This window comes from Flavobacterium melibiosi (assembly GCF_048158545.1).
Taxonomy (GTDB): Bacteria; Bacteroidota; Bacteroidia; order Flavobacteriales; family Flavobacteriaceae; genus Flavobacterium; species Flavobacterium melibiosi.
The window spans coordinates 211,100-224,464 of sequence record NZ_JBLNKU010000002.1 but is presented as its reverse complement, the minus strand read 5'-3'; the positions used below and the strand labels follow the sequence as shown (position 1 = coordinate 224,464).

The following is a 13,365-nucleotide window of genomic DNA, read 5'->3' as shown; positions in this document are numbered from 1 at the left end:
TTTTTATTTCAATTAAAAAAGAATACCGACACAGCCTCTCTTCTTCGCGACAAAACAAAGGATTAGAGTGCATTGGGATTTAGATGATCAATGTTTTTGAGAATAATTTTCTTATCTGATGCTGATTTGACCAGATTAAGTGCTGTTTGAAAATTTTGAAGATAATTGATTATTCCCAATTTAATTGTAAGGCAAAGCTGGTTTTATCTTCTTTTGTAATACTAAAAACTGTTTTGTTTTCAGAAATATTTTCATGAATTATTACTTTATCTTTTAAAGACAATTCTTTAAGGAAATTCATTTCAAAGCTTTTAACAGCTTGATTCAGAATTAATTTTTCATCAACCAAATCCAAACACCATTCCAGATATTTGACATTATTGACATGATTTACAATGTCTAAATCTGATAAAAAGACGTTTTTTTCAAAAACTATTTCTTTCTCATTATTGAAATTTATTTTGGAAAAACCATCAATAGTGGCTCTTTTTTCGGGATATAATTCAAAATGTTCAAACGGTAACACCAATCCTTCTGGTCGACGCCTTTTAGTATTGAATACAGCCCAAAAAGTCTCAGAACCCACAATTTTTTCTCCATTTACATGCATTTCCAACGCCCGTACTGAACGAGAGTTCTCCAAGGAATTGATCCATGTTTTCACAGTTACAGTATCTCCCCATTTTGGTAATTTAGAGATTTCAACACGCATTCTGCTCAAAACCCAGGCTTGGTCAAATTCCTGCATGTCCGTAAAACTAATTCCACCAATTTCTGAATGTGCCGCAGCCGTTAATTGTAAAATATTACACAAATCAGTGTATTTTAAAAATCCATTTGGCGCGCATTGTGTAAAATTGATTTCCCAGTCTTTGCTAAGAATTGATGTGAAATTTGGAGAGATGGGCATATTGAAAATTATGAATTATGAATTATAAATTTGTATTCTTTAGTTTTTTGAATGGATGTAATCCACAATAGTTTCATATGGAGTTTCAAAATCAAACCATTTGGTATTTTCATTTCTTTTGAACCAAGTCAATTGGCGTTTTGAAAATCGTCGGGTGTTTTTCTTTATTTCTTCAATGGCAAATTCCAATGAAATTTCTCTGTCAAAATAGCTGAATAATTCTCTGTAACCCACAGTTTGTAAGGCATTCAATTCTTTATTTGGGAATAGCGTTTTTGCTTCAGCGAGAAGTCCTTCATTCATCATGATGTCAACACGTTGATTGATTCGACTGTAAATGATCTTTCTGTCGGCTTCCAAACCTATTAAAATAGGAGTGAAGTTTCTGCTGCTTTTTTTCTGGTTTAAAAAAGAAGAATAGGGTTTTCCGGAACCCAGACATACTTCCACGAAACGCATCATTCGTTGTGGGTTTTGCAGGGTTTGAGGATTTTCGTTGGTCAAACTTTTATAATAATCAGGATCTAAAACTTCAAGTTTTTGTTGTAAATATCCAATTCCTAATTTTTCATAATTAGTCGTTATTTCTGAACGGACAGCCGGGTCAATTTCAGGAAATTCGTCAAAACCTTTCAAAATTGCATCTACGTATAATCCGGAACCGCCAACTAGAATTGCATAATCATTAGTCAAAAATAATTCGTCAAGTTTTGCAATAGCTTCTTTCTCGAAATCACCAACTGTATAATTCTCGAATATGGATTTGTTTTGGATGAAATGATGCGTAGCTGCTTCTAACTCGGCTTTGTTTGGTACAGCGGTTCCAATGGTCATTTCCTTGAAAAACTGTCTGCTATCACAGGAAATAATATCACATTTAAAATAATTAGCTAATACTATACTCAAGGAAGTTTTTCCTATAGCCGTGGGTCCGATAATGGTTATTAAGTATTTCATATTTTTTAGCCCAGATGGAAACGGAAACCCCGGAGTTATGAAAGTTTGTTTTTCTTGGTGTAAAAGAGCGACCAAAGGAAGCTCCTTTTATGCCTTAGAAAAACAACTGGAATAACGAGGAGTTGCAGTGTACAGCTGGAATTGCTTCAATTAATAAGTTATAGTTCTGCACCACAATGATAGCAGTATTTTGCATTATGTTCATGTCCTTCTGTTCCGCAAACAGTACATGGATTGATTCTTTCGGCCCTTAGTTTAGTACGGTTACTGTTTGCAAATTCAGCAGAAACAATTCCTGTAGGAACGGCAATAATACCATAACCCATTATCATTACTACCGAAGCAATGGCCTGTCCTAGCGGTGTTATGGGTGAAATATCGCCATAACCAACTGTTGTAAGCGTTACAATGGTCCAATAAATACTGATGGGAATACTCGTAAAACCGCCTTCTTTTCCTTCAACAATATACATTACGGAGCCAATTATTACACTGCTGATTAACATGAAGTAGATGAAAATAAGTATTTTCCCTCTACTGGCAATCAAGGCTTCTTTTAAATGAGTGGATTGACTGGAGAATTGTGGATGTTTCAAAATCTTGAATAATCGCAACAATCGTAAAGCTCTAACAACTGTTAAAACGCTAGTTCCAACAAAAAACAGGGAAAAATACATGGGTAATGTTGCAATCAAATCAATTATTCCATAAAAACTAAAGATATATTTTATGGGTTTTTTAATAGATATAATTCGAAGTATGTATTCTAAAGTAAAGAAAATAGTAATAATCCATTCCAAAACAATGAGTTGTTGGTGGTACTTTGTGTCAAAACCTTTGACTGTCTCAAGCATCACTATAACGACACTCAATAGAATAACGCCTAAAAGAATGAGATCAAATAATCTTCCGGAAGCGGTATTCGTTCCGTAAATTACGACATTAGTTCTATGTCTAAAAGCGTCAAATTTTGACTTTAATCTTTGCATAATTAGGTTGTAATTATTAGCATGCGATTAGAATTTTACAATTTTCAGTGTTTTACTTTTTCGAACATGACCTTGAATAATATTACGTATATCCCTATTGTTTTGCATGGGAATGATAATATTTTTAAGAATTTCGATGTTGTTGATTTGATAGTTTAAGTCATAGAAAGCATACCCTTTATAAATTCCGTTTTCAATCAAAACTGCGCTGCGTTCATTGATGGTTCTTCCTCGGTCAATAAGTACCATATTTTGATTTTCGAAACTATTTTTTTCTATAAATCCCAGAACTCTTGCGTTATATTCTTCGGCAGAAATCTCGCCAATGCACGCTCCGTCACATTCTTTTATATTGTATTGAAAACAGTTTGTTTTAGAAACATATAAACCAGTAAGTTTTTGGCACAAATTATAATGAGAAGTTATTCTGAATAACGCATTTTTACCTTCTTGAAGGGAAGTAAATGAGGTGATTTCTTTTTTTCGACCATCCGCTTTTTGAAGTTTTAGGTTTAGATAACCATTTTTATCTTTTTCAGCATATAAAGCCAATTGAAAAATACTTTTTCTTTGCGCTCGGTTATGAATTGGTTTGTTGATTTTTATTTCTTCACTTTCTTTCAATAAAGCGATCAATTCACTTCCTGTTTCATCATACGTTACCGTGAAAACTTCGGATTGTATTTTCTTGCATTTTGTGGAAGTCCCTGTAAAATGCTGATTGACCCGTTTTTTTATGTTTCGGCTTTTGCCAATATAAATTAGATTTCCTTTTTCATTGTGAATGTAATAGATGCCTGTTTTTGAAGGTAAGCTAGCCACAATATCCAGTAATTTTGGAGCAATTCCTTTTTCGATTTCCAGCTTTATAAAATCTTTTACAATTTCTTTCTCTAAATCTTTTTCTAAAAGAATTTTAAATAATTTGACTGTCGCCAAAGCATCACCACTGGCTCTGTGGCGATCTGCCATTGGGATTCCAAGAGCACGAACTAATTTTCCTAAACTATGGGAAGGTTGCTCTGGTAATAATTTTTTTGATAATTCAACCGTGCAAAGTGTTCTCGCTTCAAAATCATACCCTAATCGCCGGAATTCGGTTCTTAAGATTCGGTAATCAAAAGAGGCATTATGCGCCACGATAACACAGTCATTTGTCATTTCAATGATGCGTTTCGCAACTTCAAAAAACTTGGGAGCAGATTGTAACATGGCATTATTAATACCAGTAAGCTTCACTACAAATGGCTGAATTGGAATTTCCGGATTTACTAAACTGATGAATTGATCGACTACTTCATGGCCGTCAAATTTATAGATGGCGATTTCAGTGATTCCTTCTTCGTTAAATTGTCCTCCAGTGGTTTCTATGTCTAGTATTGCGTACATTTTCAATGTCAATTTCAAAAATCAATAGCAATAGCAATTTTAAAAATAAATTACAATAACAAAGTCAATATTAAAATCAAATATCAATTTTAAAAATCTAAAAAATTGAATATTGTAATTGCTATTGAAAAAATATTGTTATTGCCATTGTAATTGTTATTGAATTATTTTTTATTGTTTATCATTTTTGAAGCGATAGCTATTAGTTCTTCAACTTCTGTCAAAAGCCACTTTCTTTCTTCTAAATCTCCTGCTTTTATATAATCCAGAACTTTTAATGAATTTCTGGACTCTTTGAGTTCCTTAACGGAAAGAGAAACTTTAAATATAAAATCTTTACTCGTTATTGTACCTTGAGCCTCTCCATAATTTAGTGAAGAACTTCCAGATGATCTTATCAGTTGGTTTTTATAATATTCAATTTCATAAGACTTTTCTAATTTTCTAACAAAGAAAATGCATTCACCTGCAAATCTAACTAAACGGTCTTCAAAATTGTAGATTTTATCAAAATTAGGTTCGCTTACTTGCATTTTTATTGAAATTGAATTCTGTTATTACAAATTATCTTCCCCCAAAGATACTACTTCCAATCCGAACCATCGTGCTTCCGCATTCAATTGCAAGTTGATAATCGCCGGACATTCCCATTGATAATATTGATACCGTAGAGACGCGATTAATCGCGTCTGTACTGAGAATCGCGTCAAAAATCGATTTCAAATGAGTGAATTCTTTCTTGATTTGATCTTTATTGTTTGTAAAAGTTGCCATTCCCATTAATCCAACGATTCGGATATTTTTCAGTTCCTGAAATTCATTTGAAGATAGGAGTGAAGCGAGTTCTTCCTCGTCGAGTCCAAATTTAGTTTCCTCTTCTGCAATATGAATTTGCAATAAGCAATCGATAATTCTATTGTTTTTTTGAGCTTGTTTGTTGATTTCCTGCAATAATTTCAAACTATCCACTCCATGAATCAAGCTCACAAATTGTGCCATAAATTTGACTTTATTTGTTTGAACATGACCTATCATGTGCCATTGAATGTCTCTGGGCATTTGTTCCCATTTCTCGGCCATTTCCTGGATTTTGTTTTCTCCAAAAATGCGTTGACCGGCTTCATAAGCTTCCATTAAATCCAAAACAGGTTTAGTTTTAGAAACCGCAACTAAGGTTACATGTTCCGGTAATGTAGCTTTTATGTTGAGTAAATTATTTGCTATTGACATTTTAAATAAATTGTTTAGCAATTTTCTCTGCTTTTTTGCTTTCCGAATAATCGTAGAAACCTTCTCCTGTTTTTACTCCCATTTTTCCCGCACGAACCATGTTTACTAATAAAGGGCAAGGAGCATATTTTGGGTTTTTGAATCCATCATACATTACATTTAGAATGGCTAAACACACATCAAGACCAATAAAATCAGCTAGTTGTAAAGGCCCCATTGGATGACCCATTCCTAATTTCATAACCGTGTCAATTTCATAAACTCCAGCAACTTTGTTATATAAAGTTTCGATGGCTTCATTGATCATGGGCATCAAAATTCTATTGGCTACAAATCCAGGATAATCGTTTACCTCAACTGGAGTTTTTCCTAATTTCTCAGAAAGATTCATGATGATTTTAGTTACTTCGTCGCTGGTGTTATAGCCACGAATGATTTCCACCAGTTTCATGATAGGCACGGGATTCATAAAGTGCATTCCTATAACGCGTTCCGGATGTGCTACAACTGCTCCGATTTGCGTGATGGAAATGGAAGAAGTATTGGTTGCCAAAATCGTATTATGAGAACAAGCTTCGTTTAACTGCTTGAAAATATTTAGTTTTAATTCAACATTTTCTGTAGCTGCTTCAATCACTAAATCAACGCCTACAACGCCATCTTTGATATCTGTATACGTGATTATATTGGTAATTGTTTTGGCTACATCTTCATGAGTGATGGTTCCTTTTGCCAGCATTCTATCTAAATTGGCAGCAATAGTTGCCATTCCTTTATCTAAAGATTTTTCTGAAACATCAATTAATTTTACGGTAAAACCACTTTGGGCAAAAGTATGGGCAATTCCGTTACCCATTGTTCCTGCTCCGATTACAGCTATTGTTTTCATATTATAGAGTTGGATTAAAGCTGAAGTATTTATCTAAATTTTCTTTTATTACTTCATATTCATTTTCATTAATATATTTATTGCTGTAAAGCCAAATATATCTTTCATATTGAACATTGTATGGTAAGATTGGATCAATCAAAAAATATTTTCTTCTGAAAAATTCGATTTGTTTTTTGTATACTAATTCGATGAATTTATCTATTTCTGATGCGTTTTTTTTAGTGTATATGAAATAAAAAAGCTTTGAGGAATCAATATGTTTTTCATCATAATCTTCAAATAATGTTTTTAATACGAATATTATAGCAAATGAAATTGAAAAAAATAGGCTTAGAAGTAAATTTTTTGTGAGTTTTATATATTCAGATGATATATAAATCGCAAATAAAAAATTTAAAATAATTGAAAAATAAGCAATTAAAGTAAAACCATTTTGTTTTGTTTTAGAAATAAAATGAGTGTTTTTTATATCTTCTAATGGGATATTATACTTAAGTTTATGTTTTGAAGTATCTAAATCTACACGTATCTCTTCATCTAATATCTCAAATAACTGTTTTTGATTTCGATATTTAATTTCTAACTTATTATCCATCAAAAACTATTTTTTAAAACAATTGATGATTTGGTATGCTACTCTTAGAGCCTCTGTAGCTTGCTCTAATGTTACAACAGGAGTAGTATTATTGTTGATGGCATCAGCAAATGATTCTAATTCGTCAAGAATAGCGTTGTTTTGTTCCACATCAGGATTGGAGAAGTAGATTTGTTTTTTTACACCTTCCGCATTTTGTAAAATGATATCAAAATCACCAGGAACTTCTGGAGCATCTTTCATTTTTACAACTTCACATTTTTTCTCTAAGAAATCTACAGAGATATAAGCATCTTTCTGGAAGAAACGCGATTTACGCATGTTTTTCATCGAAATTCTGCTGGCAGTTAAATTTGCAACACAACCATTTTCGAATTCGATTCGGGCATTGGCAATATCAGGAGTATCGCTAATAACCGAAACGCCACTGGCATTAATACTTTTTACTTTAGATTTTACAACGCTCAAAATAGCATCAATATCATGAATCATCAAATCCAGCACTACGGGAACATCCGTACCACGAGGATTGAATTCCGCCAAACGGTGTGTTTCAATAAACATAGGATTTTCAATCATGTTTTTGGTAGCGATAAATGCTGGATTGAATCGCTCTACATGTCCTACTTGTCCTTTGATATTGTACTCTTTTGCTAAAGCGATTATTTCTTCTGCTTCTTCAACAGTTGTAGAAATGGGTTTTTCAATAAAAACGTGTTTTCCTGATTTTATAGAAACTTTAGCACATTTGTAATGAGAAAGGGTAGGAGTAACGATGTCTATAACATCAACAGCGTGAATCAATTTGGCTATGGTCTCAAATTGTTTGTAGCCAAATTCAGCAGCAATTTTGGCTCCATTTTCAAGATTTTCATCATAAAAACCAACCAATTCATATTTTTCTGATTGTTGTAATAAACGCAAATGTATTTTTCCTAGATGACCGGCACCTAATACTCCAATTTTCAGCATAATTATGTAATTTGTACAAAAATAGCAATAAAATGATTAATCTATTATTGATATGGGACAATTATTTAATGTATTTTAAATTCAATTTTCAATATTTGAAATTAGAAATTGTTTTCTATTTTTACCAAAATAAAATAGTAAATTTTGAAAGACACAGCCAAACATCAAGGACTTCGGAATCAGTTAGTAAGCACTTTGGAACAAAAAGGGATTACTGATAAAAGTGTTTTGGCTGCGATAAAAAAAATCCCAAGACACTTGTTTTTGAATTCCAGTTTTGAAGATTATGCCTATCAAGACAAAGCATTTCCTATTGGCGCAGGCCAAACTATTTCGCAACCGTATACAGTAGCTTTTCAATCCCAATTATTAGAAGTTAAAAAAGAACATAAAATTTTAGAAATTGGAACAGGTTCTGGGTATCAAACCGCTGTTTTGTGTACCATGGGAGCAAAAGTATTTAGCGTAGAAAGGCAAAACGAATTGTTTAAACAGACTTCTATTTTATTTCCAAAATTAGGTATTCGTCCCAAACATCTTTCTTTTGGAGATGGATACAAAGGGTTACCAAGTTACGCACCTTTTGATAGTATTATTGTAACTGCGGGAGCTCCATTTATTCCCCAGCCTTTGATGGCACAGTTGAAAATAGGAGGAAGGTTGGTTATTCCGTTAGGAGAAGAGGTCCAAATTATGACTTTACTAATCAGAAAAAATGAAACGCAATTCGAAAAACATGAGTTTGGGGAGTTTCGATTTGTACCACTATTAGAAGATAGAAATTAAAATCCCATCCCCAGCCCTTCCCACACGAGCGATCAATGTCATTAAGTTAAGGATTTATCTTGCTGATTTATAGATAATTATGCACTTTATTTGTAAAATTTTTCGTATATTTATATGATAATCAATCATTTATAACTTTGAAAAAAAACAGCTATTTTTATCTTCAAAAAGATACAAACACAATTATTTAGTGAGGAATTGAAAAACGAATATAAAGTTTCAGAAAAACACTTTACACGAAATAGAAAACAGAATTTTCCTTTTATCTTGCTATTTATGTTAAACTTCCTTAGAAAAAGCCTCACGATGGAAATAGATAACTTCATTAGTTTTCTAAAACCCAATATTGGTAGTAAGTTTACAAAGAGCGCATTTGTTCAAGCTCGAATGAAGGTAAAACCAGAAGTCTTTAAAAAACTTTCCCAAACATTAATAGATGAATTTTACACTGATAATGATAAAGCTATAAAACTATGGGGAGAATTTAGACTATTAGCAATAGACGGTTCTCGAATTACCTTACCTATCACTAATGAATTAAAATCTATGTATGGTGATGCAAAAAACCAAACAACCACTAGCATAGTTCAAGCAAGATGTTCAGTAATATACGATGTTAAAAACAACTATGTTTTAGATGGAATTTTAGCTCCTTTAAATTCAGGAGAAAGAAAATTAGCTTTATCACATTTATTGCATTGCAAATCCAATGATTTATTAATTTACGACAGAGGTTATCCTTCATATGGTTTTATTTATGAGCATATAAAAAGAGATTTAAATTTTCTCATGCGTGTGAAAGTTTCTTTTAGTCAAGTTACCATTGATTTTGAATCAAGTAAAAAGAAGTCTCAAATAGTAACTTTCTATCCTGGGAAAAACACTAAACTATCCGACAAGCCATACGGCAAGGATACTCCAATTGAAGTTAGATTAATACGTGTAGAGCTACCTAAAGGGCAAACAGAAATATTAATTACATCATTATTAGATAGTAAAAAATATCCTAGTTCAGTTTTTAAAGAATTGTACAGCCAAAGATGGGAAATAGAAACATTTTATGATCGATTAAAAAATAAATTAAAAGTTGAACATTTCTCAGGGTACTCCAATGAAAGTATTCAACAAGATTTCTATGCAGCACTATTTGTGAGTAATATACAAACTTTAATTGTAAGTGAATTAGAAGATGATTTAGTTAAGGATAATCAACAAAAAAAATATGATTATAAAATCAACACCAATTTATCTTATGGCTTTCTTAAAAACAGAATACTAGATTTATTCCTTACTTCAAAATCAATGGAAAAATCTTTTGAAGACCTTAAGCAGTTGTGTAAAGAAAACCTTATTCCAATAAGACCCAATAGATCTTTTGAAAGAAATTCAGGAAAATATAGAACCAGAATAAAACCTAATGTAACTAAAAATCAAAAAGATAGCTTTTGAAAATTTCTTAACTTAATGACATTGCACGAGCGATAGCGAACTGGCGAAGCAAAGGGAAGGGAGCTGAAAATGTTTTTTATTGACCAATAATACTTAGATAACGTTCTAAGCTTTCTTTTTCCATTTGAGCTATAAATAACAAAAAGTCTTCTTTGTTATTCTTAGTTTGAGCTGTTTCCAGTGCTTGGTAATATTGCATTCTACTTTCATAATCTCCTTTTATATTAGCGATGATGTAGCCATGTTGCAACAAAATCAAGTTCATCACCAAGCGTGAAGTCCTGCCATTTCCATCAATAAATGGATGGATAGTGACTAATCGTTCGTGCATTTCTGCAGCCAAAACGATAGGATGAAGGCTGTTTTTATTGGTTTCAAACCAAATGAAAAAATCTTCCATTTCTTTAGCAACCAGAAAAGGTTGCGGAGGCATATGACTGCTTCCCTGTATCATTACTTGGACTTTTCTATAGCGACCTGCGTCTTCTGGATGGATTCCTCTTAAAATAAGATTGTGAATAGAAAGTACTTCTCGTTCATTTATGGAAGTGTTTTTTTGCATCAAATCTTTAATGTAAGCAATCGCTTCCTGATGATTAATGACTTCAAGATGTTCCCGCATACTTTTTCCTGAAATAGTCAAACCTTCATTGATAACCAAATCAGTTTCCCGAAGCGTCATGGTATTTCCTTCTATACGGTTACTTTCAAAAGTATATTCTAATTCCAATGCCTGAGCAATACGATAACTGTCAAACGCTCTAAAAGAATCCAATTTTGTCTTCAAGGAATCTATTTCATCTAACATTTTTTGCAATGTTGTAGATAGCTTTTTCTTAGCAGCTTTATTTTGGTATTTTATTTCTTCCTCTGCAACCTGTAATGCTTTTAATGCAAATTCATCTTGGCCTATTTCATAAAGAATTTTTTCTTTAAGCCAAGCTACCATTATGGTTTCTATATCTATTTCAAGTAATGATGCGAGTTTTAAAACTTGATCTCTCGTAGGTTTTCTGGTGCCACTTTCAAATTTACTGATTAAGGCTTGATCAATTCCTAAAAGTTGAGCCACTTCTCTAGTCTTAAGTCCTTTTTGTTCTCTTGCATTTTTGAGTAGTGTTTTCATTTTATAAAAATGTTTTAAATTGTCTTGACAAATTTAGTCATTTTTATTTGGTAAAAAAACACAAATATGACTTAAAATTTAATTTAAAATGATTTTTTTATTCTGTCAAGGTCGCGTTTTGTATCTTGTTCTTTTAGCGATTCGCGCTTGTCATAGGTTTTCTTTCCTTTACAAAGACCAATTTGGAGTTTAGCCATTCCTTTTTCATTAGTGAACAATTTCAAAGGAATAATGGTTAGTCCTTTGGCTTGAACGCTTTTGATTAATCCTTTCAATTCTCTTTTATTCAAAAGTAATTTACGTTCGCTTCTGGCTTTGTGGTTGAATTGATTGCCAAAAGTATATTCTTCAATATATGTATTGATAGCGAAAAGTTCATTGTTACTAAACTCGCAAAAACTCTCCGTAATGTTAGCTTTTCCTAATCGAATGGATTTAATTTCAGTTCCTGCCAAAACAATTCCAGCAGTAAATGTCTCGATTATTTCATAGTCGAATTTGGCTCTTTTATTGTAGATATTTATTGTTTTCAGCATAGGAATACAAAGGTAGAAACAAATCTACGAAACACCAATTGTTTTTATATAAATACTTAAATTTGCAAAATGGAAAATTCGAAATCAAAAGATCCGCTTCACGGTATTACTCTACAAAAAATTGTTGAACAGCTTGTTGAATATTATGGATTTGATACCTTGGGAGCACTCATAAAAGTTAAATGTTTTACAGATAATCCAAGTATAAAATCCAGCTTGACTTTTTTGCGAAAAACGGACTGGGCAAGAAAACAAGTGGAAGAATTATATGTTAAAACAGCCTCAAAGATTAATAAAGGGATCTAATTGATACGATAGGAAATCATAACGCCACCTCTATAGGGAATCCACTCACCGCTTTTGTTATAGTTGGTAGCTTTATCATAGCGTTCACCGGTACTTATGTAATATCCTTTATAGAAACCTTGACTGGATCCACCACCCAAAAAACAATCTAATACAAACTTATCATTTATTTTAGTTTGATATCCAATAGTTCCCCCCATAACATAACCATATCCCTTTTCATATAGATCCGTATTTAAGTAATTCCATTTTTGGAAATTAAATATACTGGCTCCAATATGGCCACCAACGTAAAAACCGCTATATTTTTCATTAAAATGGTATCGGACTTCCGGTATAAAAGCATAGAATTGTCTTGGTTTACCGTATATTGATTTCCAAGGCGATGCCAAAATATCAAATTGAAAAGTGAATTTTTTCCCAATACTGGTTTCAATACCTACATTAGGAACAGTAAAAGCAGTGGTTAAGGCATTTATCTTTACATAGGTTTGACTTTGTGAATGTATTGAGAAGAAAAGAATTGCAATTACTAATAAATTTTTCATGATAAAGTTTTGCAAATGCTTTAGAAAGGCATTTATTTCGGCGGCAAATATAAAGATAATTCTTTCAAATAAATTTATAATTCAGATTTTGTACTAATGTTATATTAAAATTTTTAAATCACTTTGTATTCAAAATGGAATAAATAACAGTATCCAAAAAGCGGCCATCGTAAAATTCATTCTCTTTTAAATGGGCTTCTTTTACAAAACCATTTTTTTCTAAAACTTTCATAGACCCATGATTCTCAGGGGCAATTATTGCTTCAAGAGAATGAAGTTTCATTACTTTAAAACCATAATTAACCGCTTCTTTTACAGCCTCAGAGATGATGCCTTTTCCATTAAATTCAGGAAGCAACATATAACCAATCTCTGCTCGAAAATGTTCCGGTTTTATTCTATAATGACCAATAAGGCCAATCAGTTTTGGGTCATCTTTTAATGTGATCGCCCAATTGATTCCTTCATTAGTTTCAATTTTGGCATCAATCATAGCAATGTGTTCCAAGGCATCCTCAGTAGTTTTTACTAAAGGTCTTGGAATATATTTCATCGTTTCCGGGTTAGAACGCAAAGCGAAAATTTCGTTTACGTCATTCGCATCAACACGTCTTAATATTAGACGCTCGGTTTCCAGATTTGGAAAAGGATTAAAATTTATGGATAACATATTTTATTGA

16 protein-coding genes are annotated in these 13,365 nt (G+C 32.3%); 3 read left to right on the top strand and 13 right to left on the bottom strand.

The window, feature by feature from the left end; translation table 11 throughout:
• Positions 1-169 precede the first annotated feature (169 nt).
• The 9 genes from ACM55F_RS03000 to ACM55F_RS02960 form a co-directional block, all read right to left on the bottom strand.
• Positions 170-910: an acyl-[acyl-carrier-protein] thioesterase gene (locus ACM55F_RS03000; protein ID WP_416852218.1), complete on the bottom strand. Its 741-nt coding sequence runs from the start codon at positions 908-910 to the stop codon at positions 170-172.
• Positions 911-949: 39 nt separating this feature from the next.
• Positions 950-1,867, bottom strand: a complete 918-nt coding sequence (gene miaA, locus ACM55F_RS02995) for a tRNA (adenosine(37)-N6)-dimethylallyltransferase MiaA (RefSeq protein ID WP_416852217.1) — start codon at positions 1,865-1,867, stop codon at positions 950-952.
• A 158-nt stretch (positions 1,868-2,025) separates the two neighbouring features.
• Entirely contained in the window at positions 2,026-2,856 is an 831-nt protein-coding gene (locus ACM55F_RS02990) for an ion transporter (protein ID WP_416852216.1), read from the bottom strand.
• 27 nt (positions 2,857-2,883) lie between these two features.
• The gene (locus ACM55F_RS02985; RefSeq protein ID WP_416852215.1) at positions 2,884-4,245 is read right to left on the bottom strand and encodes an exonuclease domain-containing protein; all 1,362 of its coding nucleotides are present in this window, start codon (positions 4,243-4,245) and stop codon (positions 2,884-2,886) included.
• Positions 4,246-4,409: 164 nt separating this feature from the next.
• Positions 4,410-4,778: a four helix bundle protein gene (locus ACM55F_RS02980; protein ID WP_416852214.1), complete on the bottom strand. Its 369-nt coding sequence runs from the start codon at positions 4,776-4,778 to the stop codon at positions 4,410-4,412.
• Positions 4,779-4,809: 31 nt separating this feature from the next.
• Complete coding sequence (locus ACM55F_RS02975; protein ID WP_416852213.1) at positions 4,810-5,475, bottom strand: YggS family pyridoxal phosphate-dependent enzyme; 666 nt, start codon at positions 5,473-5,475, stop codon at positions 4,810-4,812.
• Position 5,476: 1 nt separating this feature from the next.
• Positions 5,477-6,364: a 3-hydroxyacyl-CoA dehydrogenase family protein gene (locus ACM55F_RS02970; protein WP_416852212.1), complete on the bottom strand. Its 888-nt coding sequence runs from the start codon at positions 6,362-6,364 to the stop codon at positions 5,477-5,479.
• Position 6,365: 1 nt separating this feature from the next.
• Positions 6,366-6,962: a hypothetical protein gene (locus ACM55F_RS02965; protein ID WP_416852211.1), complete on the bottom strand. Its 597-nt coding sequence runs from the start codon at positions 6,960-6,962 to the stop codon at positions 6,366-6,368.
• A 6-nt stretch (positions 6,963-6,968) separates the two neighbouring features.
• The gene (locus tag ACM55F_RS02960; protein ID WP_416852210.1) at positions 6,969-7,934 is read right to left on the bottom strand and encodes a Gfo/Idh/MocA family protein; all 966 of its coding nucleotides are present in this window, start codon (positions 7,932-7,934) and stop codon (positions 6,969-6,971) included.
• Positions 7,935-8,078: 144 nt separating this feature from the next.
• Between ACM55F_RS02960 and ACM55F_RS02955 the strand changes: the two genes are divergently transcribed.
• Both ACM55F_RS02955 and ACM55F_RS02950 read left to right on the top strand, forming a co-directional pair.
• Positions 8,079-8,720 carry a protein-L-isoaspartate(D-aspartate) O-methyltransferase gene (locus tag ACM55F_RS02955; protein ID WP_416852209.1) on the top strand — a complete coding sequence of 214 codons (642 nt, stop codon included), beginning with the start codon at positions 8,079-8,081 and terminating at the stop codon, positions 8,718-8,720.
• Between the two features lie 153 nt (positions 8,721-8,873).
• Positions 8,874-10,169 (top strand): IS4 family transposase, encoded by a 1,296-nt coding sequence (locus ACM55F_RS02950; protein ID WP_416852418.1) that lies wholly within the window; start codon positions 8,874-8,876, stop codon positions 10,167-10,169.
• 76 nt (positions 10,170-10,245) lie between these two features.
• Here the strand turns inward: ACM55F_RS02950 and ACM55F_RS02945 are convergent, their stop codons facing one another.
• On the bottom strand, positions 10,246-11,295 hold the full coding sequence (locus tag ACM55F_RS02945) for a Fic family protein (protein ID WP_416852208.1): 1,050 nt from the start codon (positions 11,293-11,295) through the stop codon (positions 10,246-10,248).
• An 83-nt stretch (positions 11,296-11,378) separates the two neighbouring features.
• Positions 11,379-11,831, bottom strand: coding sequence for an SsrA-binding protein SmpB (gene smpB / locus ACM55F_RS02940; protein ID WP_035671685.1), 453 nt, complete (start codon positions 11,829-11,831; stop codon positions 11,379-11,381).
• 69 nt (positions 11,832-11,900) lie between these two features.
• Here smpB and ACM55F_RS02935 point away from each other — a divergent pair, with 69 nt between their 5' ends.
• Positions 11,901-12,137, top strand: a complete 237-nt coding sequence (locus ACM55F_RS02935) for a VF530 family protein (protein ID WP_416852207.1) — start codon at positions 11,901-11,903, stop codon at positions 12,135-12,137.
• Here ACM55F_RS02935 and ACM55F_RS02930 read toward each other — a convergent pair.
• Together ACM55F_RS02930 and ACM55F_RS02925 are read right to left on the bottom strand one after the other, a co-directional pair.
• Positions 12,134-12,685, bottom strand: coding sequence for a DUF3575 domain-containing protein (locus ACM55F_RS02930; RefSeq protein ID WP_416852206.1), 552 nt, complete (start codon positions 12,683-12,685; stop codon positions 12,134-12,136). The two genes, ACM55F_RS02935 and ACM55F_RS02930, sit on opposite strands and share 4 nt — an antisense overlap.
• Before the next feature lie 118 nt (positions 12,686-12,803).
• A complete protein-coding gene (locus tag ACM55F_RS02925; RefSeq protein ID WP_416852205.1) occupies positions 12,804-13,355 on the bottom strand; it encodes a GNAT family N-acetyltransferase in 552 nt (183 codons plus the stop codon).
• Between the last annotated feature and the right edge of the window lie 10 nt (positions 13,356-13,365).

Coding starts and splice junctions, on each gene's coding strand:
- ACM55F_RS02945 (WP_416852208.1), bottom strand. CDS start 11,295: ATGAAAACACTACTCAAAAATGCAAGAGAACAAAAAGGACTTAAGACT.
- ACM55F_RS02975 (WP_416852213.1), bottom strand. CDS start 5,475: ATGTCAATAGCAAATAATTTACTCAACATAAAAGCTACATTACCGGAA.
- smpB (WP_035671685.1), bottom strand. CDS start 11,831: ATGCTGAAAACAATAAATATCTACAATAAAAGAGCCAAATTCGACTAT.
- ACM55F_RS02980 (WP_416852214.1), bottom strand. CDS start 4,778: ATGCAAGTAAGCGAACCTAATTTTGATAAAATCTACAATTTTGAAGAC.
- ACM55F_RS02925 (WP_416852205.1), bottom strand. CDS start 13,355: ATGTTATCCATAAATTTTAATCCTTTTCCAAATCTGGAAACCGAGCGT.
- ACM55F_RS02965 (WP_416852211.1), bottom strand. CDS start 6,962: ATGGATAATAAGTTAGAAATTAAATATCGAAATCAAAAACAGTTATTT.
- ACM55F_RS02935 (WP_416852207.1), top strand. CDS start 11,901: ATGGAAAATTCGAAATCAAAAGATCCGCTTCACGGTATTACTCTACAA.
- ACM55F_RS02990 (WP_416852216.1), bottom strand. CDS start 2,856: ATGCAAAGATTAAAGTCAAAATTTGACGCTTTTAGACATAGAACTAAT.
- ACM55F_RS02985 (WP_416852215.1), bottom strand. CDS start 4,245: ATGTACGCAATACTAGACATAGAAACCACTGGAGGACAATTTAACGAA.
- miaA (WP_416852217.1), bottom strand. CDS start 1,867: ATGAAATACTTAATAACCATTATCGGACCCACGGCTATAGGAAAAACT.
- ACM55F_RS02960 (WP_416852210.1), bottom strand. CDS start 7,934: ATGCTGAAAATTGGAGTATTAGGTGCCGGTCATCTAGGAAAAATACAT.
- ACM55F_RS03000 (WP_416852218.1), bottom strand. CDS start 910: ATGCCCATCTCTCCAAATTTCACATCAATTCTTAGCAAAGACTGGGAA.
- ACM55F_RS02930 (WP_416852206.1), bottom strand. CDS start 12,685: ATGAAAAATTTATTAGTAATTGCAATTCTTTTCTTCTCAATACATTCA.
- ACM55F_RS02970 (WP_416852212.1), bottom strand. CDS start 6,364: ATGAAAACAATAGCTGTAATCGGAGCAGGAACAATGGGTAACGGAATT.